Consider the following 24,294-nt stretch of genomic DNA (forward strand, 5'->3'; position numbering starts at 1 on the left):
GCTGCCGCCCTTTCGATGTTCGATCATGATCGCCGCGCGTTCTTCCGCGCTCAAATGCTTGTAGTTCTTCTTCATCGCAACACCCTACCTCATTCAAGGTGTTGCACTTGGAACTAGAGACTAAGCATCCTGCTCGGTGGCATCGAGGTAGCTCACATGATCGCCAAGGGGCAGATGCAAAACAACGGGGCCCGACAAACTTTCGCCGAGCAATTCTATTCGTTGGTGAAATAGGTAGTCCTAGTCATATCCGGCTTTGCTCAAATTGCAATCGGTATCGCGACAAAACCGAACCTCTACTGCCGACTTCCACGCGCATCAATCCGAAGCGATAGCAATTCCCGCCTCCGCCGTCAACGACATTCTGGACGGTACCGGTCTGATGCTTACGATATATTCGCAATGAATTATCTCAAAATCAATTTCGTTATTGATGCGTACTGCATATCAAATAATCTTTCACAGTGATGTCACCATAGCAAATTAATATTCAGTTAAGCTAAGGTTGTTCAGGGTTATGATCTGAACAGGCCTGATTCGCTTCTTTGACGATTTGACAAGTAAGAAGAAAATTTGATTTGGAGAGTCGGTTGATGAAGAAGTTGGCGGATAGATATGTAGTTGGAGAATTGGTACTGGCGGCTGCGGCAGCCTTGATTCTATCGGGGTGTGGAGATTCCATTTCTGACGGATCTTCGTCGTCCTTATCTACTGCGGCGCCCTCCCCGGCGGTCTCATGGCAACTACCCGCGGGCGAATTGCCGCTCGGACCGCCGGGGCTACAGGAAGCGCGTACGACCACACAGGTCAGCCCCGGTGTCACGTATTACCAGATCACTCGCGGCCAGGCGGCCAGCACCGATTCCTGGACGGTCACGGTTCAGTTCGCGAAGACACAGATCGCTGCGGCCCCTGCCGCTGCAGCGATGGCGGCAGCAGGTTATCAGGTACGCTATGACCCGGCGGGAACCGGACCGGACGGGTCGCCACTTGGTTTCAACGCGTCGATCGGCCAGTATGCAACTCAGGCCGCTGCACAGGCTGTTGCAACGGCAATCGCTCAACAAACCAGCAACGCGTATAAGCCCACAGTCCGCAATACAGGTCTTGACGGTAACGCGTCGTCGACCGGGCCATGGCTCGTCAATGTCCTGGCCATTTCACCTACGTTCAACGGAAACCTTCAGAACATAATCGCGGGCGGCAATGCATCCGGCAGCGGCGGCATGCTGGGCACGGGCGGCGAAACGCCCCAGGCAACGGCCGCGCGCCTGGGGGCCATTGCTGCAATAAACTCCGGTTTCTGGTCGACCAATGCCAACCCCGCCGGTGTCCAGTTGAAGGGTGCAGCCAGCACGATTGTCTCCAACGGCAAACTTGAGGGTATGGCTGCTAATGGAGAGCCGGGTGTTTCGTTTGCGCAGGTGGACGGGCACCCAACCGTTGCTTTTTTACCCAACCTGTCGACGACAGTGACCGTGACCAGCGCGAAAGGCACGAGCACGCCAATCGTCGCGTTTAACAGCTCGATTCTTGGTCAGATATTCAATTGTGGCAGCCCGGATGAAACGCCTGCCCCGGAGCGTGCACACGACTACACGTGTACAAACTATAACGATCTCGTGCTGTATGACAGCAATTTCAACGGTGGCCTGACGTCCTCAACCACGGTTGATCCGGGCTACAGCGGGCCGACCTACGAAGTATTGGTGAGCAGCAATGGTCAGGTCCTGTCAGGAAGTGCGACGCTGGGGGCGCCCCCGCCTAATGGCGGTTACGCTTTGCAAGGGCTTGGTACGAGCGCCGCATGGCTGCAACAAAATGCGCCGGTTGGGACGGCGCTGACAGTCGCGTCGCAGGTCAAGTCGAACAACGCTCCGGTGACACTGTCGCCGGGCGTGTCGCTGACCGCTGCCGGCCCAACCTTGTTGCCGGCTGCGACAGTTCAGGAAAGAGCCGTGACAGAAGGCTGGTCGCCTGACTATGCAGGCGTCGATCGATCAAGCTTTTACTGGGGATGGTTCAACGCACGTAACCCGCGCACGATGATCGGCACGGCTGCGGACGGCACGATCCTGCTGGTCGAGACTGACGGACGGCAACCCGGCCTTGCTTTGGGTACGACAATCCAGGAAACAGCAAACGTCATGGAGTGGCTTGGGGCGAGCAAGGCGATCAATCTCGATGGTGGCGGGTCGAGCGCGATGATCGTGAACGGTGCGGATGTCGGTCACCCATCCGACAGTGCGCCGGCGAATCCGACACAACGGGCGGTAGCGTCTTCAATCGTATTGACTCGGTGAGCCACGTCCCTCACGGTGTGCGAGGCGTAGGTTTGGTTGTCCTAAGGATTGGGAAAGGCCATCGCCAACCCATTTTAAATGACGAGTACATCGAAGCAGCCCGATTTCTGATTTCTCGTTGCAAGAAGTTCTACGAAAAATTGAACTGCTGGATTTTTCAATTTCTCATTTATGGTCAAATCAGAGTGATATGCAAATATAACTCAGTGATGAAATATCAAAAATGGTGCTTGCATCGCCATTTTTAATACTACCCTATGGAAAGATCATGCCAAAACACTGCACGTCACTAGTGAATTCGCTCGCGAGTGCCTTGGTAGTTTCAATCGCCCTTGGAATCAGCGGGTGCACGGGTTTGAATCGGGAGAAGTCAACATCCTCATCGCCCCCCTTGCCACTTGCCGTCGGCAATCCAATTTCAGAATGGCGGGCAAGTCTTAAAAAAATACAGGATGAAATCGCGAACAACAAGGATTCACCTTTATTATATTCATTCGATAATGATCATCTCATTCCCGTGGTTAAATATATTTTTATTCGGAGCGCCAAATACGACTACAATTCAAACTCCGACTCCAATCCATATTTCAATCTTTTTCCTATTGCCAAAGTTGAAGTATTGAATCAGCCTGCCACATTACTCATAATACCAAAATTCAGGAATTTAGGAATTTTCCCGGTGTTGCTGGGAGACAGAAATAGTGCTGCCGATGGTTCGAATCGCTGCGAAAATAACCCTTCTGCAAAGACAGTTGCCGACAACACCCCACAGACGGCGGAAATTTTTACGCCAAGCGAAGCTTATTCAAGATTGAAAGATCCTGAATTCATGATTAACGCAAATTATTTTGATGTGCGCCCACAGCTAAATGGGCAAACATGGAAAACTACGAAATGTTCTGTTCCCCTTGGTATTTATTACGATAACTACAGTAGTGGCCCAACTGGAGGAACCCATAATAGCGGCGCGGGTGACGAAAAATATTTCGCCGGACCGCGACATTACATTAACGAAGATGGGCAAAATGTTGCGCCGGTAGACACAATGATCTTTTATGAGAGTGCGCCGTCCAGTGATTACGTTCGTGTTATAAACAATGATCTTAATTCCTCCCAGTCGCTGGGTGTAATCAGGACGCTAACGTCCCGGACCGTTGGAATCTCAGGAAGCAGCCTGTTTGGCAGATCGGAGAGTGGCACTGCTCCAGACGCTGGCAATAAGCAAACGACCAGGGTTGCTCTAGGTTACGATTCGTCACTTGATCGTCTCTACATCTTTGAAGGTGGGAACTACAGCAATGGGGTTTCCCGGGAGCAGGTTGCCGGCCTCTTCCGATCGCTTCATGTCCCTGTCGCACTCGAACTAGATGGAGGAGGGTCTGCTTCACTCGCTGTATCAAGATTTTATGCCAAGAGTGTTGGTGGAACATTACCGACCTCGTCGTGCCAATCACTCACAGGAGTTTGGTGTTCGCCTGTTACGGCAAGCGACGGACCTCGGCCAGTTCCATCCTGGATCGGCTTCCTGCCGACTGCAACTTCATCAAGATAAAATTCTACCAGACGTGACAAGGAGATTTCATGTATCGGTCAATAGTGCCAGCAATATCTTGACGTGGAGCGAGCTCCAATATTTTTGCGCCGGCTATAGCCATCACAACGATCATTGAGTTCGATTGAGCATTGCATTATCAATATTCTTTGCCTTGAAGGTCCACCTTGCAGTTATCAATTCAGGAGATTACATCATGATCGAAAACAAGCTCATTAAATCTGTTTTTTTTCTTTATGCGATACTTATGCCAGTATTGTCATTCGCTGGGCCATATGATGAGACTGGTTACATAACGTTGGTAAAATCTAACAATCAAGGCAACACTTGTTACATCGATTTGGGGAATGCGGCTGGCACTCTTATTCAGAGTGGGGAGTGGAATTGTAATTCGGCCGTCGGGCAAAGCACACTTTCTTTGGCGACAGTCGCCAAAACGCTTGGGCTCAACGTAAGGGTAACCTTCGAGGGAAATGGCGCGGTTTCCAAGCCGGTTTATGCAATTGCTATATTAAAGTAATATTGAGTGTTTCGCGTCGAGCAGGCCTGCGAGCATGGTGCCGGCGAGATCGCGCTCGGCCTCGATCTGCCGGATGCGGTCGTGCGCATCCCCGAGCACCGCGCGCGCGAACTGCAGTTCGAGTGCCGCGTCGCGCGTACCGGCAGGCACCCGACGCGCAGATAGCGGCGAGGTTCAATCGTGGGTCACCCTCAGGGGGCATCAAGCGATGGGGCGGCCTCCTGAGAACTAATTTATCGCTTGCTGGCGTCGAACCATCGGAGATCGACACAATCCTGCTCACACACGCCCATCCCGACCATGTCGGAGGACTAGTGGACACAGCCGGACAAGTTACCTTTCCGAATGCGGAACTTGTTGCTCATCAGCGAGAGGTCGAATTTTGGCAGGATGACGGAAATCTAAGCCGTGCCAGCGAGCGTGCCCGCGGTAACTTCCTGATAGCCCGTCAAGTGTTCGACGGCTACCGCGACAAGCTCCGTACTTTCGACGAGGGCGAAGTGCTGCCCGGTATCAGAGCGATGCCGCTACCGGGACACACAGATGGACACTCCGGATATCTCCTCGAATCCCATGATCAGGGCCTGCTTGTTTGGGGAGATATTGTTCATTTTCCTCACATCCAGATTAAACGGCCAGACGTATCGATTGCATTCGATCAAGACCCTGCCCTGGCAGCCACCACACGTTCACGACTTCTGGACCTGGTCAGCTCGGAGGGACTTTTGATCGCCGGTATGCATTTGGGGGAACTCGGCTTCGCGCGAATAAAGCGAACGAGCGGAAGCTACGGTCTGCTTTACGAGACCGAAGCATGAGGCCGCGAACAGAAGCAACCATGTCTGATACCGGTCCGGCACTCTGCACTGGACCAACGACGAACGCTACGCCAGCGTTCCCACATCAACGCCTTCTGGCTTTCGCTGTAATAGATCCGGCGCCTCTGTTTCATTTGCAACACTCCCGCCGCTCATGCGACGTTCATTGTGTTGCATCGACCGGTTGAATCCGCTGTAGTCGATCCGGGCTAAGCTTGACGCGCCCACGCAGTCTGATGCCGAGTCGCCCCGTTGCCTCCAATCTCGCCCATCAGATAATCGATGAACGACGCTATTCGCGAAGAAACGGCTGTATTGCGGTAATAGACAGCATGGATTGGCTGACGGACGTCCTTGGTCTGACGGGCGAGGATCTGCACGAGACGCCCTGTTTCGCGGTCCCGGTCGGTCATGAAATCCGACAGGCAGACAACGCCCACGCCTTCGAGCGCCAGTTGACGAAGCGTCTCGCCGCTCGATGAACTTGCCACCGGCTCGATACGGTACGGCTCACCGTCGGCACCGAGCAACGGCCAGACATTGAGCGACTCTGGTTGTGTAAAGCCCAGCAGTACGTGCTTGCCAAGGTCAGCGACCTCGCGCGGATGTCCGTGCGCCTCAAGATAGTCGGGACTCGCAAGAACACGCATGCGGCTACTGCCAACAAGCCGGCTATGCAGCGTCGAATCCTTGAGCCGGCCAATTCGAATAGCGACATCGGTGCGGCTCTCGAGTAGATCGATGATGCCGTCGTTCGTGTTCAGCTCCAGGTGAACGTGCGGATAGCGCACGCGGTAGCCTTGCACAAGCGGTGCGATCACGTGCAGCATGAAAGGCGACGCTGCATTGATCCGCAGGAGCCCCGATGGGTTTTCCCGCCGCGCGACCATCTGTTCCTCCGCGCTTTCCACGGAATCGATGATGGCGCGCGCGTGTTGAAGGAACGCGCGCCCTTCCTCGGTCAGCTCCATCCTGCGCGTGGTCCGGCGCATCAAGGTCGTTTTCAGCTTTTCCTCGAGGCGCCCCAGCGTCCGGCTGGCCGCCGACACTGTCAGGTCGAGATGTTGGGCAGCTGCCGTCATCGAGCCGGTATCGACCACGGCCATGAAAGTCGCCAATTCGTCGAGGGTGATATTCATTCTTGATTTCTTTTCAAAAGAATTTTGTTTATAGAGCGGTTTGTGAACAAAAGTAAAGCTGGCAGACTCGGTCCGTCAGAATCCTCAATTCCTTCACGAGGGAATACAGCCGCCGGAGGGCGAGACAAAACTTTCTCCAATGTCACGGAGATTTAATAAATCCAACAGGCTGTTTCTGGAGACATACGCCGCGACGTTCAGGCTTGCGCAGACCAGGCGGGCAACTACTCTGCTTAGCCGGAATGCGACTGACACCGGCATAAAGCCGGCGCGCAACTCACCTCGATCAATGCGAGCACAAACATGACGGTTACCGAGCGACCCGCGAATTACGGCACCAGCATGATCGACCTGGGCCGGTTTCAGATCGATTTGGAGATGCGGACGCTGCACCAAAGCGGCACGCTCGTACCTGTCGGATCTCGCGCCTTCGATATTCTTGCCGTGCTCGTGTCGGCCGCTGGACGACTCGTTACGAAAGACGAATTGTTGGATAGTGTCTGGCCGAAAACCGTCGTCGAAGAAAACAATATCCAGGTCCATCTGTCCGCGTTACGCAAAATACTTGGTGAGGATCGCAACCTGATTGTCACGATCCCTGGTCGCGGGTATCAGTTGCGACGACGACCCGTTGAGAGCCCGGCTCCTGCGGTCGAGTCCCGAGCCTTCAGACGTAGCCTGCCGCTACGCGAAACCCGGCTCACAGGCCGCGACGCAGCCGTTCGGCAGATCAGCATGTTGCTCCAGACTACGCAGGTATTGACGCTCACTGGAGCCGGCGGTATAGGGAAGTCGAGCCTGGCTATAGAGGTAGCACGGCAGGCATCGAACGATTCTTCCCGCGCTGTGTGTTTTGTCGAACTTGCCACGGCAACAACCGAAGATGCGGTCCTATGCGAGGTCGCCGAAGCATGCGGGCTGTCCACGCTCGATGCTGCAGTCGACATTGCGCAACTGGCTGCGGCGGTTTCCGGCAAACGTCTGCTCCTCGTGCTGGATAACGCCGAGCATGTGATCGACGCGGTCGCGCGGATCGTCGACGCACTCGCAGCGGCAAGCAAAATTCTGCGTGTGATGGTAACGAGTCGTGAACCGCTTCGCCTGATGCAAGAGACGGTGTACCGGGTCGAGCCACTCGACGTGCCGCCTTCGCATTCAACCCATGCGGAGATCGTCCAGTTTTCAGCGGTAAAGTTGTTTTTGCTGCGCGTCAATTCAATCCAACGGTATGCATACGCCGGCTGCGAGGAAATTCATCTCATCGGCGAGATCTGCCGCCGGCTGGACGGCATTCCTTTGGCGATCGAGCTGGCAGCGGCGCGCGTCGCTGGCCTCGGCATTGGGGGTGTTCATCGCTATCTGCACGACTGTTTCAGTTTGCTGACGGGCGGCTACCGGACCGCTCTGCCACGCCATCAAACCTTACGTGCGACGTTCGACTGGAGTTTCTTCATACTGAATCCATGCCATCAGTTACTGTTCAGGCGCCTCGCGGTATTCAGCGGCGGCTTTACGTTCGATGCGATGTGCGCGGTGGTGTGCGACGAGAAATACGCTGTGGCGGACGCGATCGGCGGCATCGGCGATCTGGTGGCGAAATCGCTTGTCAACATTGAGCTGGAGGGGCCGGTAAGCAGGTATCGCCTTTCCGATTCGGCACGTGCCTATGCGCTGGAGAAGCTGCATGCGCAAGGCGAGCAGAGGCTGATCGCGGCGCGCCATGCACGCTATGTCTCCCATTGCTTGCGACCGTGTCTGGCTGACAGTGTCGCTGAACAATTGGACCTGGAAATCGATTTCCGGCAGTCGCTGGATGATGCACGCAGCGCTTTCGATTGGGCGTTCTCGCAGCATGGCGATACGCGGATTGGAGTCGAGCTCGCGGCAGGTCTCACAGAGGCGCTGCTCGATGCGGGCCTGATTCACGAATGCTGCACGCGTGCCGAGCAGGCCATCGATGCGCTTGAAGAACTGCCCCCTGCCTCGGTGGACTCAGACACCGAAATGCGCGTACGTGCCACTCTCGCCTCGGCATTGATCTATGCTCAGGGGCCCGTGTCAAAGTCGGCACAATCGTGGACGGAAGTGCTGGCTCTTGCTGGCGATACAGGCGACGGTTCTGGTGCAAATAGTGAAGGTGAATCGGTTAAAGTGTTGCCGCCCGATCTCATCATCCGACAATGATGTCCGAGCGCGGCCTGTCGCTGGCCCACACGACGATCGCTGTCTCCTATTCGAACTCCGCGATCCGCAGGCCGATTTCCCAATGGCTTCATATCCATTCCGTTATACAACACATAACGAATCAATATTTCGGCCTTGATATTGACTCACCATCATCGCTGACGCGACGCAGCCAGTCGTCTGGACCACTGGCGTCGTCTCCTTCCCGTTCCCTATCTTCGGAGACTCCATGAGAACAAACTTCGCTCGCGCGGTGGTGCGCTCACTGCGCCCTGCGGTTACGCTTTTAGCCGCGCTTGGCATCTATGTCGCGTTGAGCCCCACTGCCACCGCCGCGGTGCCGATGGGCGTCGCGTTCGTCTACCTCGGCAACCCCGGTGACGCTGGCTGGACCTACGCACACGAACAGGGTGTGAAGGCGATCGAAGCGAGGTTCGGTGACAAGATCAAGGTCACGCGCGTCGAGAACGTACCCGAATCCGCTGACTCGGAGCGCGTGTTTCGCGACCTCGCGAACAAGGGCAACAAGATTATCGTGGGCTCGAGCTTCGGATTCCAGGACTTCGAACTGAAGACTGCAAAGGATTATCCCGACGTCGTCTTCGAGCATGCGACCGGATACAAGAAGGCCACGAACTTTGCGACCTATGACGTGCGCACGTACCAGAGCGCCTATCTGGCTGGGCTCGTCGCCGGCTATACGACGAAGACGAATACGCTCGGCTTCGTCGCCTCGGTGCCGGTCCCGGAAGTGGTGCGCAACATTAACGCCTTCACTATGGGTGCGCGTTCGATCAATCCGAATGCGAAGGTAAAGGTCGTATGGATCAATAGCTGGTTCGATCCAGGCAAGGAGAAACAGGCGGCCGAAACGCTGATCGGCCAGGGAGCCGACGTGCTGATCCAGAACACCGATTCGACGGCGACAATGCAGACTGCCGAGCAGAAGAATGTGCACGCGTTCGGTTGGGACTCGGACATGAAGAAGTTCGGCCCGAATGCCCAACTGGGCGCATGCGTGAGCTACTGGGGCGTCTACTACTCTCACCTGATCGAACAGGTGCAATCCGGCACGTGGACCAACGCGCCGACGTGGTGGGGTCTCAAGGAAAAAGCAATCGACCTCGCTGACATCAACACTTCAGCCGTATCGCCTGCCGCGCAAAAGGCGCTGGCGCAAAAGCGCGACGACATTATCGCGGGCAGATTCGATCCGTTCTCCGGACCGATCAGGGATCAGAATGGCGCGATCAAGGTGGCAGCCGGCACGTCGCTGCCCGACGCCGAGTTGCTGCGGCTCAACTGGTTCGTGCAGGGGGTCGAGGGCACGTTACCGAAGTAACTCAGCCAACGTGGAGGAGACACACTTTGAGCCTTGTCACTTCTCCGAAACAGAACGCGTCGGCGTTCCCTGAGCGGGGGCTCGCGCCGACACGCGAGCAGATCGTCCGCCATCTGCGTCATGCAAGCGTCATCGCAGAACGTGCGATGCTGTTGGGCCGTCACCCGTTTGGCGCCATACTCGTCGGGGCCGATCAGGAGTCGGTTCTAATAGAACAGGGCAATGTCGATTCCGTCAATCATGCGGAAGCGGTGCTCGCGCGTATCGCCGCGCTCAACTTTACGCCGCAATTCTTGTGGGGTTGCACGCTCTATACGACGGTTGAGCCATGTTGCATGTGCGCAGGCACGGCATATTGGGCCAACATTGGGCGGGTGGTTTTTGCAATGACGGAAGAGCGCCTGCTGCAAGCCACGGGCAATCATGCAGAGAATTCGACGATGAGTGTGTCGTCGCGGTATGTCTTCGACCATTGCCAGAAGCGCATTGAACTGGTCGGGCCCGTGGCCGAGGTCGAGGAAGAAGTGATGCAGGTGCAGCGCAGGTTCTGGGGACGCCGATGAGCATGGCGCATCGCGGCCTTATGTTCGCATCATGCCGCGCGCGGAGCCGCCACCGCCCGCGCAGCGGCCGCCGCGGCAACTGACGACAACGGTGGACACGATCGCTGTGCAGACCGGCACGCGGTACGCTCCACCACGCCGCAAACGCGCTACCGCTGCGGTACGCCGTCGCGCCACTCGCCCCAATGCGTGACGATGTCCTGCACGAGCGGATTGCCCGCGAGGAACAGATTGTCGATCGCGATCGTGAAGCCCCCCTGCGACGAGTAGTTGAGCAGATTGTCCGCGCTCGACTGGCCCGCGTACGGCCGGTCGAAGTCCGAGCCAGCGCGCAGCACCGCGACACGGTTCAAGTCAACGCGATGCACGGTCGCCGCGCGCGTCAGCGCCTCGAAGGTGGCGTTGTCTTCCTGCTGCGTCGTGCAATAGGTGCCCTTGCCGTCGGTCAGGATCTTCGTCCATTGCCGCGCGCGCTCGCCGAGATCGGTGCCCGACCACCAGGTATCGCCCGCCAGCGTGTCACACTGGATCACGGTCGGCGGACGGTTCGCGGGCGCATAGTTGTATTTGGCGCGGGCAGCCTGCGCCTGTGCGTCGTCGGTCAGCGTCACGTTGCGCGACAGCGCGAATGCCGCGTTCGAAAGCGCCGGATTGAGCTGGAACACTTCGGTGCGATAGTCGAGCGGCGGCTTCTGCGTCGGGCCCGTCGTGTTGATGCCGAGATAGCCGGTATTCCAGCCCGGCGGAATTTCGCGTCCGTCGATTTCCCATTGAATCCCGAAGTCGACGAGCCAGTTCGCCCACGCAGCGGAACCGACGGTGCCCTGAAGCGGATCAATACCAGCGATGCCCGCCACCATGAAGTACGTATGACGCAAGTCGAAACGCGGCGAGAACGTCAGCGCCATGATCGATGCGGCGGCATTCGCGTGCCCCATGCCCGTCGTCATCACGCAGACCTCCTGGCGATTGCAGTGTACGGCAGGGTAGTCAGGAGACAGGCCCGCGACGGTGATGTCCTGCCACGGGCCGAGATGATCGAGCCACACCTTGCCTTCCGGACCGAACATCGAAATGATCATCACCTTGACCGGCCGGCCATGCGACGCGCCGTCGTCCTGCGCGAAGCTGTCGTCGGCATGCGCGATGGCCGGTGCAACTGCCGCGCCTGCCACGAGCAACGATGAAATCGCTGCACCAAAAGCACGATTTAGCATAAGAGGTCCCACCTGATATGTAAGAACTGCGGTTGCGAAAAGTGAGTCGCGTGCCGTGTTGTCGACTGACGTCGTGGTTTTTTGTCGGCGTGCAGCGTGGGACCTGGGCGTGAGCCGTTCAGGTGACAGTGAGTATAAGCAGAGAAAAATCTGAATTGCCAAGCGGACGAATGTCATGCTCGGCTTCAACCGTTTCAGGAACGCCGCGATCACTCTGGCAGGCATTGAGTTGACGCATCGCATTCGCAAAGGCCAATTCAACCTGGCGAAGCTCGGCCTCAAAGATACCGCCGCGTGAGCACACGTTGTGCGCTCAACTCGCGCAACACGCGCGAAACGGTCATGCGTGCGACTCCGGACTCCTTGACCAACTCGGTTTCCGAAGGGATTGCGTCTCCAGGCTTCCAAGTGCCATCGGCTATGCGCTCGATTACATAGCGCTTTATCTGTTCGTATGCTGGCGCAAGCTTGCGCTGCAGCTTCAACCGCTTCGCCTCTCCACCCGCCTGCGCCGCCTCAGTCATGACTGTCCTGGTTGCACCGTGAACGATTTGCGCGCGCCGCGCGACGCCAGCCTCAAGTACCCACCGCCCCGGGCAAAGCATCGTTCGCCGAGGCCGCCGCGCTGCCCGCCACGCAGTCCGTTGGTGCCGGAATGCAGAAATCCCGTGAGGGCCGGACCGTCAGCGGGCCGGGCAACGGCGGCGGACCATCATCCATGATCATGTGGAATGCGCGTGTCATGTCGTCCGCAAGCGGACGGTCGTCACGGTAGGTCGGCAAGACAGCGCGAACCTGGCTATACAACGCCTGCGTATACGGCGCGCGCTCGGCCGCGACAGGCTGCAGGTCGTATGCCTGAACCGCGGCAAGCAGTTCAATGCCAAATATGCGGCCGCTGTTGTCGATGACGGCAAGCGCCTTGAGCGCGGCCGGCGTGGCGTGGCAAAGGTGATCTTCCTGCAAGCCGGACGTCACACCGCCGTCGAGGCTCGCGGGCGCGGCCTCGCGGCGGTTCTGCGCGACCAGCGCCGCCGCCGTGTATTGCGCGATCATGAAGCCCGAGCGCGTGCCGCTCGCTTGCGCGAGAAACGCGGGCAACCCGCTCACGAGCGGATTGACGAGACGATCGAGACGCCGCTCCGCCATCGCGGCCACCTGCGCGAGCGCAACCGCGAGGCTGTCCATGGCGAGCGCGATCGACGCGCCGACGGCGTGCGCCTGCGAGAACACGCGCGGCTCCTCGGGCGTGCCGGCGATGATCGGATTGTCAGTCGTCGAGGCGAGTTCGCGGTTCACGACTTCGGCCGTCGCAGCCAGCACATCGCGCGCCGCACCGTGCACATGCGGAATCGTGCGCATGCTGAGCGGATCCTGCGTACGCCGTCCGAGTGCCGCCGCCAGCAGACCGCTGCCCAGCAGCGCCGCGCGCATGCGCGCGCCGACCTGCGCAAGGCCCGGTGAGATGCGATACGCGAGCGAGCCCGCGTCGAACGCCACCATCTGCCCGCCGAGATTCTCGAAGCTCATCGCCGCCACGGCGTCAGCCCAGTCGAGCAGCCGGTGCGCGCGTTGCAGCGCGAGCGCCGCGAGCCCGGTCACGCATGGCGTGCCGTTCACGAGGCTCAAGCCTTCTTTCGCTTCGAGCGACAAGGGTTCGAGCCCCAGCCGGCGCAGCGCCTCGGCGCCGCTGATGCGCTCACCGCGCCAGTTCACGTGCCCCGCGCCGACGCACACGAGTGCGATATGCGCCATGTGGCTCAGATAGCCGACCGAACCGAGCGCGGGCACTTCGGGCAGGCAATCGGCCTGGAGCAGCGCGACGAGCCGCTCGACGAGTTCGACGCGCACGCCCGAATGCCCGTGCGCGTAATTGTTGATGGCTGCGGCCATGATCGCGCGCGTCTCCTGCGCGCCGAGCGACGCGCCGACGCCCACCGCGTGGCTCATCAAAATGTTGTGCGAAAGCGTGTGCTGTTCGGCCGGCGACACCACCACGTCGCACAACGCGCCGACCCCGGTGTTCACGCCGTAGGCGCGCATGCCGCGCGCGATAATCTGCTCAACGAGCGCGCGCGCGGCGCCAATGCGCTCGCGCGCTTGCGCGGAAAGCTCGAGCGGTGCGCCTGCCGCGACGGCGCAGACTTCGCGCCAGTCCAGCGGGTTTCCGGTACGGATGACGGTCATGATGAACCCCGACGATGGATCAATGTGCGTTGCGGTCCTGATGGCTCGACACGAACTGGCGGAAGCGCTCCGACTTCAGTTCGCCGAATACCTCCGCGGGCGTGCCGTCCGAATCGACCTGGCCCTGATCCAGGAACATCACGCGATTGGAAACGTGTTTCGCGAAGCCCATCTCGTGCGTGACGACGAGCATCGTGCGGCCCTCGTCGGCAAGCGTGCGCATGACGCGCAGCACTTCGCCCACGAGTTCGGGATCGAGCGCCGAAGTTGGCTCGTCGAACAGCATCACCTTCGGATGCATCGCGAGTGCGCGCGCGATTGCCACGCGCTGCTGCTGGCCGCCCGAGAGATGTGCGGGATAGTGGCCGCGCTTGTCGGCGAGGCCGACCTTCGCGAGCAGCGCCTCGGCTTCCTCGACCGCTTCGGCGCGGCTGCGCTTTTGCACGCGCATCGGGCCTTCGATCAGGTTCTGCAGCACCGTCATGTGCGACCACAGGTTGAAGTTCTGGAACACCATGCCGAGCTGCGAGCGCACGCGGTCCACCTGGCGGCGGTCGCCCGGTTGCAGCTTGCCGTCACGGCGGCGCTTCATCTTCAGCGCTTCGCCGGCAAGCGCGACGGTGCCGTCGTCGGGCATCTCAAGTAGGTTCAGGCAGCGCAGGAACGTGCTCTTGCCCGAGCCGCTCGCACCCAGGATCGAAATCACGTCGCCTTCGTGGGCGTCGAGCGAAATGCCCTTGAGCACGTGATGGTCGCCGAACGACTTGTGGATGTTCCTCACGGACAGGGCGACCGGTGCGACTGCGTTCATACGATTCTCCGGAAAGATGGGCCGATCAAGACGCGACGCGGCGGGTTTCGAGTTGCGTGGCGGGACGGCGCACGACGGTGGGCGCGGCGCGCAGATGGCGCGAGAGGCGCCGCTCGACGAGGCCGATGAGGCGCACCACGAGGAAATTCAGGCATAGATAGATCAGCGCAGCGCACGTGAACACCTCCGTCGTGCGATAGGTCTGCTGAATGATCTGTTGCGCGACACCAGTCACTTCCCAGACGGTGACAAGGCTTGCGAGCGCCGTCGACTTGACGAGCAGCACGGCTTCAGTCGAATAGGCGGGCAGGCACTGCCGCAACGCGATGGGGCCGATCACGCGGCGCAGCAGCGCGAAGCCCGACAGGCCGATTGCATGACCCGCCTCGATCTGCCCGACCGGCACGGCCATCAGGCCGCCGCGGATGATCTCGGCGGTGTAGCCCGCCGTGCACAGCGCGAGCGAGAGCACGGCGCACACGTAGGGCTCGCGCAGCACGGGCCACAGGAAGCTTTCGCGGATCACGCCGAACTGTCCGAGCCCGTAGTAGACGAGAAACATCTGGATCAGCAGCGGCGAGCCGCGGAACACGAGGATATAGGCGCGCGCGAAGCGGTTAGGCAGCCAGTGCGGCGAGACGCGCATCGTGACGATCACGAGCGAAAGCAGGCCGCCGAGCACGAGCGAGGTGAAAAAGAGGCTCAGCGTGGTCGGCACGGCGGCAACGAGCTGGCGCGTCGTGTCGAGAAGAAAATCGAAATCGATATGCATGATGAGGCCGCCCTTGCGTCAGTTGCGCGCGAAGTTGCGCTTGAAGGAGCGGCCGACGATCGTCTCCGCCCGGCCGAACACACGGTTCGAAACGCCCGTCATCGCGAGATAGAGCGCTCCGCCAACGACGAAGAACAGGAAGTACTGGTGTGTCGATCCCGCCGCGACCTGGCTGGCACGCAGCAATTCGACGAGACCGGTGACCGAGATCAGCGCCGAGTCCTTGAGGCTCAACTGCCACACATTGCCGATACCCGGCAGTGCGAATCGCAGCACCTGGGGAATAAGGATGCGGCGCGCCATGGTGAGCGTCGGCATGCCGATCGCGCGCGCAGCTTCGAGTTCGCCGCGCGAGACGGCTAGCACGGCGGCGCGATAGACCTCCGTCTGATATGCGCCGGAAATCATGCCCACCGCGAACGCGCCGATCACGAACGGCGGCACGCCGATGAAGCCGTCGGCACCGAACCACTGCCCGATCGAGGACACCAGCGTCGAGCCGCCAAAGTAGAACAGATAGATGACAAGCAGTTCCGGCACGCCGCGGAAGACGGTCGTGTAGAAGTCGCCGATCACGCGCGCCGTGCGAAAACGCGAGAGCTTTGCCGCTGCGACGAGCGCGCCGAATACCGCGCCGATCGCGAGCGCCGCAAGCGTCAGCACCACCGTCATGAACAAACCGAGCAGGAGCAGGCCGCCCCAGCCATCGGTCCCGAAGCCGAGCATTTCGAAAAGAGCCATCAAGCCACCTCACCAAGCCTGCGAAACAAGCCGCGCGGCATCAGCCTTTCGAGCCGGATCAGGCCGAAGCGCGCGGTCACGTTGTGAGCGACGCTCAGGGCGTCACGTCGGTCTTGAACCACTTCTCCGAAAGCTTCTTCACAGTCCCGTCGGTAATCGCCGACGTTATCGCCGCGTCGAACTTCGCCTTCAGGTCCGCGTCCTGCTTGCGGAACGCGAGGCCTTCGCCCGGCCCCCAGATCAGGCCGCCGATCTTCGGGCCGGCCGTCACCGTCGGCACCGCTTCCTTCTTGTCGGCATTTGCGGCGTAGTACGTCACATCGTCGAACGACGCGTCGATGCGGCCATTGGACAGATCGAGATCGCGTTCCGGCGAGGTCTTGTAGACGCGGATCGACGCGACATCCTTGAAGTTCTCGTTGATGAAGCGCGTATAGACCGTGCCGGACTGAATGCCGATGGTCTTGCCCTTGAGCGCCGTGCGCAGCGCCTGGACGGCGGGCGCGTTCGACTTGGCGTCGGTGTCGAGCTTCAGCGACGCCGGGGTGTCGGTTGCCTTCGGCAGGATCTTCGTGTCGGTGACCGCGAAGGTCGCCGGCGTGGACGCATACGGCTTCGAGAAGGCAATGATCTTCTCGCGCTCTGGCGTGATCGAGATCGCATCCATCAGAACATCGAACTTTCCGGCTTGCAAGCCGGGAATCATGCCGTCCCAGTCCTGCGCCACGAGATTGCACTTGAGTTGCGCCCGCGCGCACAGGTTAGCGGCGAGTTCGGGTTCGAAGCCGCCCAGCTTGCCGCCCGGCAGCGTCATGTTCCAGGGCGCATAGCCGCCTTCGAGGGCGATCGTCACTGTCGTCCAGTCCTTCGCCTCGGCGGTGTTGCCCGCAAGCGCCGCCGCTCCAAATGCGGCACCGATCAAACTCTTGACCAACCATCTGCACTTCGCCTGCATGTCCACACTCCTTGGATTGCCGAAAACTTCATTACGGTAGCGCGCCAATCGCGGTTTCGTCTTGTCTAGACAAGATGCGGGAAGTCGAATTTTGGCGCAAGCGCAATTTCTGAAAATGTCGCCGATTCAGGGTATCCACCAGGTCAGGGTCTCGGATCTGGCGCTTTACCCCGCCTGGCGGCGAACGCACAGTGGCAGTCACGGGTAATCGCATCAGCGACGATGCCGATGCAGTTCGTCGCTGGGCGATAGCCGGGGAAGGCCTTGTCTGCAAGTCGCGACTGGACCTCATCGACGATCTGAAGGCAGGCCTTCGCCGCTGCACTTGATTTGTGCTCACCGTGCGCAACTGACACCGACGATCAGCGCGTTGAATGCCTTCCTGCGCGAGCGCTGCTCTGCATTGCTGGCCAGCTACCTCTCGGGAGGCTCCCGATCTGCGTAACGAAGTTCGCCCTTTCCTGATCGTCTCAATGAGTCGACCGAAGGCTCAGGCGCTAGCTCAGTGTCTTGAACTGGATACCCGGCCAGGTGAGTTTTGGCAGCCTGCTTTCCAGGCAGGTGCGGAGTTCCGGCACCTGCGCCGCTTGGTCGGAATCTTCCGGTCTGATGAGGTAATACGCGTCACCACTTCCAACGGCGGTTTTAAACGGCAGCACGAGTTGCCGCTCGTCGATCGCGTCCTGTCGACCAGTTGCATCTCGCCGACGACGTTGCGCTCGCTGTCCGCGCGAACGTCGCGGTCATCACGACGCTCTCCGCACGGATCGCCATCGTGGAAAAGCGTCTTCGAAAAAACGTCGCACACACGCGGACTGCGCCCTCTTTACTCCAGTACCCGGCAATTGATGAAGCACGCTTAATTCGCACCCTTTGTCTTATAACAGTTTCACGAATTGATTGAATTAAATGTCATTTCACTTATCCTGTTTCCATAGTCGCGCGATGGTCCAAACCAGCAGTCCTCTCGTCGGAGGTCACGGCCAATGAGTCCCGTCGTCGTCACCCTGCTCGTGCTGCTGGGGGTCGGGCTACTGCTCGCGCTCCGCCTCATGGGCATCTACAACGGGCTAGTTGTCGCCCGGAACCGCTTCGCGAACGCCTTCGCCCAAATCGACGTGCAGCTCAAACGCCGCTACGAGCTGATTCCGAACTTAGTCGAAGCGGTCAAGGGCTACATGGGTCACGAAAGGGAGACGCTCGACGCCGTCATCAAGGCCCGCAACAGCGCGATGGCAGCCGAGCAGAAAGTCGCCGCCAACCCCAGCGACCCGGCGGCCATCAGGGGGTTTAACGAGGCCGAGGCCCAGCTCGGCGGCATTCTGGGCCGGCTCTTTGCGCTATCCGAAGCGTACCCGGACCTCAAGGCCAACCAGAACATGCTCGCCCTGCAGGAGGAACTGAGCTCGACCGAGAACAAGATCGGCTTCGCCAGGCAAGCCTTCAACGACGCCGCCACCGACTACAACAACCAGCGCGAAGTCTTCCCAGCCGTCATGGTGGCCGGCATGTTTGGTTTCAAGGAAGCGTCACTGCTCGAAACCACAGAGGCCGAGCGCGCAGCGCCCAAGGTGTCGTTCCGGTAACCCGGAACCGCCACGGCTCCGTGCGCTTCACGCTCTCAAAACCGCGCCGACCATGGCCACCAATTTCTTTCAGCAGCAGGATTCGGCACGGCGCAAGACCTTCCAGCTGGTGGTCTATTTCGTCCTCGCGATCCTGATTCTGATCGCCCTCGTGTACGGTCTGTTGGTGGCGCTCAGCATGTATGGCGCTCACGAGCCAGTGTCCTGGTGGCAACCTGACATGCTCCTGCTCGCGGCGCCGGCGGTGGGCATCCTGGTCGGCGGTGCCAGCGCGCTCAAGGTGGCCCAGCTCGCTTCTGGCGGGCAGGCCGTCGCCTTGATGTTGGGCGGTAAGGAGGTGCCCGGCACGACCACCGACGCGCGGCAGAAGCGGCTGCTCAACGTCGTCGAGGAGATGGCCCTCGCTGCGGGAGTGCCGGTGCCCCCCGTATATGTTCTGCCGGAGACCGGCATCAATGCCTTCGCGGCCGGCTACGCCCCGGGCGATGCTGTGGTCGCCGTCTCCCAGGGCTGCCTCGACTACTTGACCCGTGACGAGTTGCAGGGCGTGGTGGCGCACGAGTTCAGCCATATCCTCAACGGCGACATGCGGCTCAACATCCGGCTGATCGGCCTGATCTTTGGGATCATGGCGTTGTCGATCATCGGCCGCAGCCTCATGTTCGCTTCCCGCGGACGCTCGTCGGGAAGACAGGATTCCCGCGGCGGCATGGTGCTACTGGGACTGGGCGTGTTTGTGCTGGGACTGGTGGGAGCGTTCTTCGGTCGGCTGATCATGGCAGCGGTGTCCCGGCAGCGCGAGTACCTGGCCGACGCGAGCGCCGTCCAATTCACGCGCAACCCCGACGGGATTGGCGGGGCGCTCAAGAAGATCGGCGGGCTGGCCGAGGGGTCGCGCATCGACACCCCCCGGGCCGCCGAGGCTGGTCACATGTTTTTCGCCAACGCTTTCGCCGGCGAGGGGCTCGCCGGACTGCTGGCCACCCACCCGCCCCTCGTCGAGCGCATCCGCCGGCTCCATCCCCAGTTCGACGGCCAGTTCCCCGAAGTGCGACCGGTCGATGTCGATCGGGAACAACTCAAGGGCACCCGCCCCAGCCGCGTCCCGCCGTTCGCCGGGGTGCCCACGTTACCGGGGCTGCCGCAGGTGCCGGTGCCGGTATTGGGCTTCGCCGAGGAAGCGGCGTCTCGGGTCGGCCACGTCCATCCGGAAGTGATGAGCTACGCCCAGGCACTGCACGACGGTATGCCCGACGCGCTCCGGGTTGCCGCCGAGGAGCCGTTCAGTGCTCGCGCCGTAGTCTGCGCCCTTCTTCTGGACCCGCTGGAGGACCTGCGGGAACTTCAGCTGGCCCAGCTGAAGGCCGGCGCCGAACCGCGGGACTTTGCCGAAACCTTGCGGCTGGTCGCCCCGGTCCAGGCGCTGCCGGACACGCATCGGCTGCCCCTCCTGGATCTGGCGCTGCCAGCCCTGCGGCAGATGTCGCACCGCCAGCACCAGGCTTTCCGCGCACAGGTCGAATTGCTCATGATCGCCGACCAGCGGCTGAGCCTGCTCGAGTACACGCTCCGCTGCGTGCTGCATCGCCATCTCGACGCCCAGTTCCTGCCGCAGCGTCAGACGCGTCCCTTGCACAGCTCGCCGCAAAAACTGGCGCAGCCGGTGGCGACGCTGTTAGCGCTGTTGGCCTGGGAAGGCCGGCCGGAACCCGACCGGGCCGCCCGAGCTTTCGATACCGGCATGCGCGGCTACATCGGCGGCGACCACACCCACCGCTTGCCGCCCCGCGAGACACGTTCCCTCATCGAGCTCGATGCGGCCCTGCGAACGCTCAATCAATCCGTTCCGGCAATCAAGCGCCGGATCGTCGCCGCCTGCGCGGCGTGCATCCTGGCGGAGCAGCAGGTCACCGTCCGTGGAGCAGAGCTGCTCCGCGCCGTTTGCGACACGCTCGACTGCCCGCTACCGCCGCTCGTCGCGAGCGAATCGGACAGACGATGAACGACATTGCATGCAGGGTTTTGTCGCGGCAAGGAACGCAGAACAACTGCGATCGCTATGCCGCGGGATCGAAGAACCGGGGGTTACACCCCCTGCTCCGGTTTTCTGATCGCGGATGACCCTGCCTGACCGGCGGCTGCGCCGGTGACCGACGCGGCCGTCGCGCTCGGCACGATGTGCAATTCACGGGTGCGCAACGGCAGCGAACATTGCGCGTCGGTCAGTGTTTGACGCACCCGGCGCGCCAGTTCCCAGCGCATGGTCCAGAACATGTCGGTGTTCGACCAGACGCGGATATTCAGCACCGCCGTGCTGTCGTCGAAACGGATGACCATCACCTGCGGCGCGGGATCGCGGAGCGCACGGGGGTCGGCCGCGGCGAGCGTGCGCAGCGCCTCAAGCGCGCGATCCACATCGTCACCGATCGAGATCTCCACTTCGAGATCGAGCCGGCGCATCGGATTACGGCTGAAGTTGCGGATCGAATTGCTCCACAACGCGCTGTTCGGCACGTATTCGCAGATGCCGTCGGGTTTGGTGAGACGCGTCGTGAACAGATTGACTTCGTCGACCGTGCCCGCGACACTGCCGGCTCCGCCCTCGATATACTCGCCGACCTTGAACGGCCGCAACACTAGCAGCATGATGCCGGCCGCGATGTTCTGCATCGTGCCTTGCAGCGCGAGGCCGACCGCAAGACCGGCTGCGCCGAGCACGGCAATGATGCTGGCCGTCTGGATGCCTAACTGCGACAGCGCACCGACGATCGCGACAATGCGAATGCCCCACAGGCCGATGTCGCAGAGGATCGGTCGCAGCGTGGCGTCCATGCGTGATTGACGCGCAAGAAGCCGGCTCAGCGACATCGAAGCGCGGCGCGCGACCCACCATCCGATCACCAGTATGCCCGCAGCGGCGCCCAGATGAATCGAGAACGCGGTGAGCATATCCAGCAGGAAGGCCCATCTGCCCGGACTGATTTCGACGAGAAGATTCTCCATGTGTCTTGACGATCCCTATATTGGACAGCGGGTAGATTGGCGCGCGCGAGCTTCGACGGTATATGTGGACGAACTCGACTTGCTTCCGGGAATTTAACCAGATAACTTCCGTTTTGGGCATTATCAGCGGTTAAAGCTGCGTGTTTTTTCTGAGCTGTTATCCAGATCGCTTCTGTCGTAACGGCAGCCGCCCGAGCTAGCGGCTGCCCGCCCCGAGTTCCGTGAACGGCCCCGCCGGCGTGACTTCGAGGAGACGGAAACGATGTCCTCACGCCCCGTTCGACCTTCTCTGCAGGCGTTTCGATAACCACTCAAGATACCCACAGAAGCTGGGCACAAGCCTGTGGACAACAGGCTCATGACTCGCTCAACTCATTGAGCGCATTGGTTTTCACTCACTTGCTTCCGATAGGTCGGCTGCGTCGCGGCCGCGCGCATGTGGGACGAGCCGCCGTCGCCGCGGCAGCGCTCTCGCTCACCTACATCGTGCGGGCGCGCTGCACGTACCGATTGAAGGATCGGTCGCGCTCTTTCTCGCTGGCGCGGCGCTGCACCTGTTCGCCACCACTTCGATGGGCATTTTCATCGCCACGCTCGCGCGCAGCATGCCGCAGTTCGCGCAGAACGTCATGTTCGCCGCGCCCACCACGCATTTCGTCGAGCTCGGCCAGGCCATACTCTTTCGTGGCGCGGGCATCGCCGTGGTCTGGCAACCCTTCCGGTGGCTCGCGGCGATAAGAGGTCACGCAGCGCATGAATGAGCGCCTGCTACGCCGCGCCGAGGTCGAGCAGCGTATCGGCCTGACCGGATCGACGATCTATCTGAAGATCGCGCAAGGCAAGTTCCCCAAACCCATCAAGGTCGGCGTGGCGGCGGTGCGCTGGCGTGAAAGCGAGGTCAATCGATGGATCGCAGGACATCCACCCGACCCGCATCGCGCGGGTCTTTTTTTGCCTGCGCGCTGCGCTCGATCAGATCGCAGTCACACTTCCGATGTTTGTTAAATCACGTCAAGGTATTGATAGTGTATAGCATCACCCGTTGCAAATGCTTGCGTAGCCGCGTAAAAAATTGTCCGTTCGTAGCGCATACCTTATTAAAAATGAGGTAGTAACCATGCAGCGCTCATTTAACCATTCAAGGAAAAATTCAAGATGCCAATTCCTGCACATATGTGGCTGAAAGATGATGGCAGCGCAGACATCAAAGGCTCGTCAACCGTTCAGGATCGCGAGGGAAGCATTGAAATTATCAGTTTCGGCCACGGCGTGAATCTGCCGGTCGATGCGGCTAACGGCAAGATTACCGGCGCGCGTGCGCACTCGCCGATTGCGTTCGAAAAGGAGTTCGATGCGGCGACGCCTTATCTTTACAAGGCCGTGGCGAAGGGGCAAACGCTGCAGTCCGCCGAGATCATGTGGTATCGCATCAACGATGCAGGCAAAGAGGAAGTCTATTTCGTGATCACGATCGAAGGTGTGAAAGTGTGTGGCATCAACCCCGGCATGGCTAATACCAGGCTGGCGCAGGCATCCGCACTCAATCACGTTGAAGCGGTCTCCATGATGTACGACCGCATCACGTGGCATTACCTTGATGGCAATATCAAATACACCGATTCGTGGAATGAGCGCGGATAAGGGGGCGTGACAATGGCCTATCAGGGTAAGTTTTTGGTGAACAACGAGCAGTTTTCACCGCTCACAATTTTCGGTGTCGGCACGTTCGACGCGTATTCTGGAAACGATCAATACCGCAATCGCGGTGGCTGCACGGCTGTGCCAAGTAACGGTCCGATCCCTGCCGGAAAATACTGGATCGTAGACCGGCCCACTGGCGGTATCGGGTCTCAAGCTTGGGCTTCGATAAAGGACACAGTTAATTCAGCGATTGGGAGTGCGGTACATCATCGCGAATGGTTCGCACTGTATCGGGATGATGGCCTCATTGACGACGTGACATGGATTGATGGTGTCAAGCGCGGACAATTCCGGTTGCATCCGGCAGGTGGCGAAGGTATTTCACTCGGCTGTATTACGCTTCCGAGCCGCACGGATTTTCTGAGAATCCGTAACGCGCTGCTGCACACCATGACCATTCCTGCCGGCAATTCGGGGCTTCGCGCCTACGGAACAATTGAGGTCATCACGTATGGCAACACTTGTCCGTAGGCTGTTCAAGGTGGCGCTATTTGTCGGCCTGTTCTGCCTTTCCGTGCCCTACGTCCACACATACCCTATACCGATGCCGGAAAGGCAGGCGCTTGCGTGGTTACACGCTGCAAATCGGCTTGGCATTCGCGACCCGGATGATTTATACATCCCGGTCATGCTGCTGGCTGATCTGCTTGTGGCGACGCTCGCCTATGTGGTGATCATGAGGCTATGGCGGCGCTATCAACGCAAAAACTAACAGGGTCGATGAGCAGCGATCAGGCCGAATTCATTCCTGCGCGGTCCCGTCCAGTCCGGCGCGTGATGATCGCGTTGCGGGGGTTAACTGGTGGGTCAGAAAGTGCGCGTTTGCTCAGAGCCAGGCGGGACAAGGCTTTGCACGGCGCGCGCGAATTTTGGTCTGGAAGGCGATCCCTTCGATGATCC

22 protein-coding genes and 4 pseudogenes are annotated in these 24,294 nt (G+C 60.0%); 17 read left to right on the top strand and 9 right to left on the bottom strand.

The features are described 5' to 3' along the window. Positions 1–126: 126 nt before the first annotated feature. The 6 genes and pseudogenes from F6X37_RS27630 to F6X37_RS27650 all read left to right on the top strand — a co-directional run. A pseudogene (locus F6X37_RS27630) lies at positions 127–234 on the top strand (IS6 family transposase); the annotation flags it as partial. Between the two features lie 359 nt (positions 235–593). Further along, complete coding sequence (locus tag F6X37_RS27635) at positions 594–2,303, top strand: phosphodiester glycosidase family protein (protein ID WP_187613493.1); 1,710 nt, start codon at positions 594–596, stop codon at positions 2,301–2,303. Between the two features lie 391 nt (positions 2,304–2,694). After that, the gene (locus tag F6X37_RS27640) at positions 2,695–3,855 is read left to right on the top strand and encodes a phosphodiester glycosidase family protein (protein WP_187613494.1); all 1,161 of its coding nucleotides are present in this window, start codon (positions 2,695–2,697) and stop codon (positions 3,853–3,855) included. A gap of 196 nt (positions 3,856–4,051) precedes the next feature. Beyond that, entirely contained in the window at positions 4,052–4,375 is a 324-nt protein-coding gene (locus F6X37_RS27645) for a hypothetical protein (RefSeq protein WP_187613495.1), read from the top strand. Between the two features lie 6 nt (positions 4,376–4,381). Then, positions 4,382–4,540 (top strand): hypothetical protein, encoded by a 159-nt coding sequence (locus F6X37_RS37175; protein WP_262420046.1) that lies wholly within the window; start codon positions 4,382–4,384, stop codon positions 4,538–4,540. Positions 4,541–4,566: 26 nt separating this feature from the next. Beyond that, positions 4,567–5,193, top strand: a pseudogene (locus F6X37_RS27650) (MBL fold metallo-hydrolase); the annotation flags it as partial. Between the two features lie 209 nt (positions 5,194–5,402). Here F6X37_RS27650 and F6X37_RS27655 read toward each other — a convergent pair. Beyond that, positions 5,403–6,332, bottom strand: a complete 930-nt coding sequence (locus F6X37_RS27655) for a LysR family transcriptional regulator (RefSeq protein WP_187613496.1) — start codon at positions 6,330–6,332, stop codon at positions 5,403–5,405. Between the two features lie 303 nt (positions 6,333–6,635). On the opposite strand from F6X37_RS27655, the gene F6X37_RS27660 reads away from it, so the two are divergent. From F6X37_RS27660 to F6X37_RS27670, 3 genes are all read left to right on the top strand, one after another. Next, positions 6,636–8,516 carry an ATP-binding protein gene (locus tag F6X37_RS27660; RefSeq protein ID WP_262420047.1) on the top strand — a complete coding sequence of 627 codons (1,881 nt, stop codon included), beginning with the start codon at positions 6,636–6,638 and terminating at the stop codon, positions 8,514–8,516. Between the two features lie 229 nt (positions 8,517–8,745). After that, entirely contained in the window at positions 8,746–9,858 is a 1,113-nt protein-coding gene (locus F6X37_RS27665) for a BMP family ABC transporter substrate-binding protein (RefSeq protein WP_187613497.1), read from the top strand. A gap of 26 nt (positions 9,859–9,884) precedes the next feature. After that, complete coding sequence (locus F6X37_RS27670) at positions 9,885–10,421, top strand: nucleoside deaminase (RefSeq protein WP_187613498.1); 537 nt, start codon at positions 9,885–9,887, stop codon at positions 10,419–10,421. A 149-nt stretch (positions 10,422–10,570) separates the two neighbouring features. Here the strand turns inward: F6X37_RS27670 and F6X37_RS27675 are convergent, their stop codons facing one another. Further along, on the bottom strand, positions 10,571–11,638 hold the full coding sequence (locus tag F6X37_RS27675; RefSeq protein ID WP_187613499.1) for a purine-nucleoside phosphorylase: 1,068 nt from the start codon (positions 11,636–11,638) through the stop codon (positions 10,571–10,573). Between the two features lie 175 nt (positions 11,639–11,813). On the opposite strand from F6X37_RS27675, the gene F6X37_RS27680 reads away from it, so the two are divergent. Beyond that, complete coding sequence (locus F6X37_RS27680) at positions 11,814–11,936, top strand: hypothetical protein (RefSeq protein WP_410451432.1); 123 nt, start codon at positions 11,814–11,816, stop codon at positions 11,934–11,936. Here F6X37_RS27680 and F6X37_RS27685 read toward each other — a convergent pair. From F6X37_RS27685 to F6X37_RS27710, 6 genes and pseudogenes are all read right to left on the bottom strand, one after another. Further along, positions 11,929–12,162 (bottom strand): annotated as a pseudogene (locus F6X37_RS27685) (GntR family transcriptional regulator); the annotation flags it as partial. The gene F6X37_RS27680 and the pseudogene F6X37_RS27685 overlap by 8 nt on opposite strands. A 52-nt stretch (positions 12,163–12,214) precedes the next feature. Continuing rightward, positions 12,215–13,825 carry a histidine ammonia-lyase gene (gene hutH, locus F6X37_RS27690; protein ID WP_187613500.1) on the bottom strand — a complete coding sequence of 537 codons (1,611 nt, stop codon included), beginning with the start codon at positions 13,823–13,825 and terminating at the stop codon, positions 12,215–12,217. Positions 13,826–13,844: 19 nt separating this feature from the next. Then, a complete protein-coding gene (locus F6X37_RS27695; protein WP_090811163.1) occupies positions 13,845–14,636 on the bottom strand; it encodes an ABC transporter ATP-binding protein in 792 nt (263 codons plus the stop codon). Between the two features lie 25 nt (positions 14,637–14,661). Next, the gene (locus tag F6X37_RS27700; RefSeq protein WP_184012210.1) at positions 14,662–15,408 is read right to left on the bottom strand and encodes an ABC transporter permease; all 747 of its coding nucleotides are present in this window, start codon (positions 15,406–15,408) and stop codon (positions 14,662–14,664) included. 18 nt (positions 15,409–15,426) lie between these two features. Next, positions 15,427–16,149 (bottom strand): ABC transporter permease, encoded by a 723-nt coding sequence (locus tag F6X37_RS27705; RefSeq protein WP_187613501.1) that lies wholly within the window; start codon positions 16,147–16,149, stop codon positions 15,427–15,429. A gap of 94 nt (positions 16,150–16,243) precedes the next feature. Next, positions 16,244–17,104 (bottom strand): transporter substrate-binding domain-containing protein, encoded by an 861-nt coding sequence (locus F6X37_RS27710; protein ID WP_187613502.1) that lies wholly within the window; start codon positions 17,102–17,104, stop codon positions 16,244–16,246. A gap of 986 nt (positions 17,105–18,090) precedes the next feature. Here F6X37_RS27710 and F6X37_RS27715 point away from each other — a divergent pair. Then, positions 18,091–18,690, top strand: a complete 600-nt coding sequence (locus F6X37_RS27715; protein ID WP_184058641.1) for a LemA family protein — start codon at positions 18,091–18,093, stop codon at positions 18,688–18,690. Positions 18,691–18,742: 52 nt separating this feature from the next. Further along, positions 18,743–20,692 (top strand): M48 family metallopeptidase, encoded by a 1,950-nt coding sequence (locus tag F6X37_RS27720; protein WP_187613503.1) that lies wholly within the window; start codon positions 18,743–18,745, stop codon positions 20,690–20,692. A gap of 83 nt (positions 20,693–20,775) precedes the next feature. Here F6X37_RS27720 and F6X37_RS27725 read toward each other — a convergent pair whose 3' ends face one another. Then, positions 20,776–21,693 (bottom strand): mechanosensitive ion channel family protein, encoded by a 918-nt coding sequence (locus tag F6X37_RS27725; protein ID WP_184058637.1) that lies wholly within the window; start codon positions 21,691–21,693, stop codon positions 20,776–20,778. A 438-nt stretch (positions 21,694–22,131) separates the two neighbouring features. Between F6X37_RS27725 and F6X37_RS37180 the strand changes: the two are divergent. From F6X37_RS37180 to F6X37_RS27750, 5 genes and pseudogenes are all read left to right on the top strand, one after another. Beyond that, positions 22,132–22,454: pseudogene (locus F6X37_RS37180) on the top strand (hypothetical protein); the annotation flags it as partial. Beyond that, a complete protein-coding gene (locus F6X37_RS27735; protein WP_187613505.1) occupies positions 22,447–22,698 on the top strand; it encodes a helix-turn-helix transcriptional regulator in 252 nt (83 codons plus the stop codon). The pseudogene F6X37_RS37180 and the gene F6X37_RS27735, both read left to right, overlap by 8 nt. 150 nt (positions 22,699–22,848) lie before the next feature. Then, positions 22,849–23,334, top strand: a complete 486-nt coding sequence (locus F6X37_RS27740; protein ID WP_187613506.1) for an Hcp family type VI secretion system effector — start codon at positions 22,849–22,851, stop codon at positions 23,332–23,334. A gap of 12 nt (positions 23,335–23,346) precedes the next feature. Continuing rightward, positions 23,347–23,865 carry a DUF2778 domain-containing protein gene (locus tag F6X37_RS27745; RefSeq protein WP_187613507.1) on the top strand — a complete coding sequence of 173 codons (519 nt, stop codon included), beginning with the start codon at positions 23,347–23,349 and terminating at the stop codon, positions 23,863–23,865. Next, positions 23,846–24,106, top strand: a complete 261-nt coding sequence (locus F6X37_RS27750; protein ID WP_187613508.1) for a hypothetical protein — start codon at positions 23,846–23,848, stop codon at positions 24,104–24,106. Before F6X37_RS27745 ends, F6X37_RS27750 begins: the two co-directional genes overlap by 20 nt. The last annotated feature ends 188 nt before the right edge of the window (positions 24,107–24,294 follow it).

The organism is Paraburkholderia sp. 31.1, from assembly GCF_014397645.1.
Lineage (GTDB): Bacteria > Pseudomonadota > Gammaproteobacteria > Burkholderiales > Burkholderiaceae > Paraburkholderia > Paraburkholderia tuberum.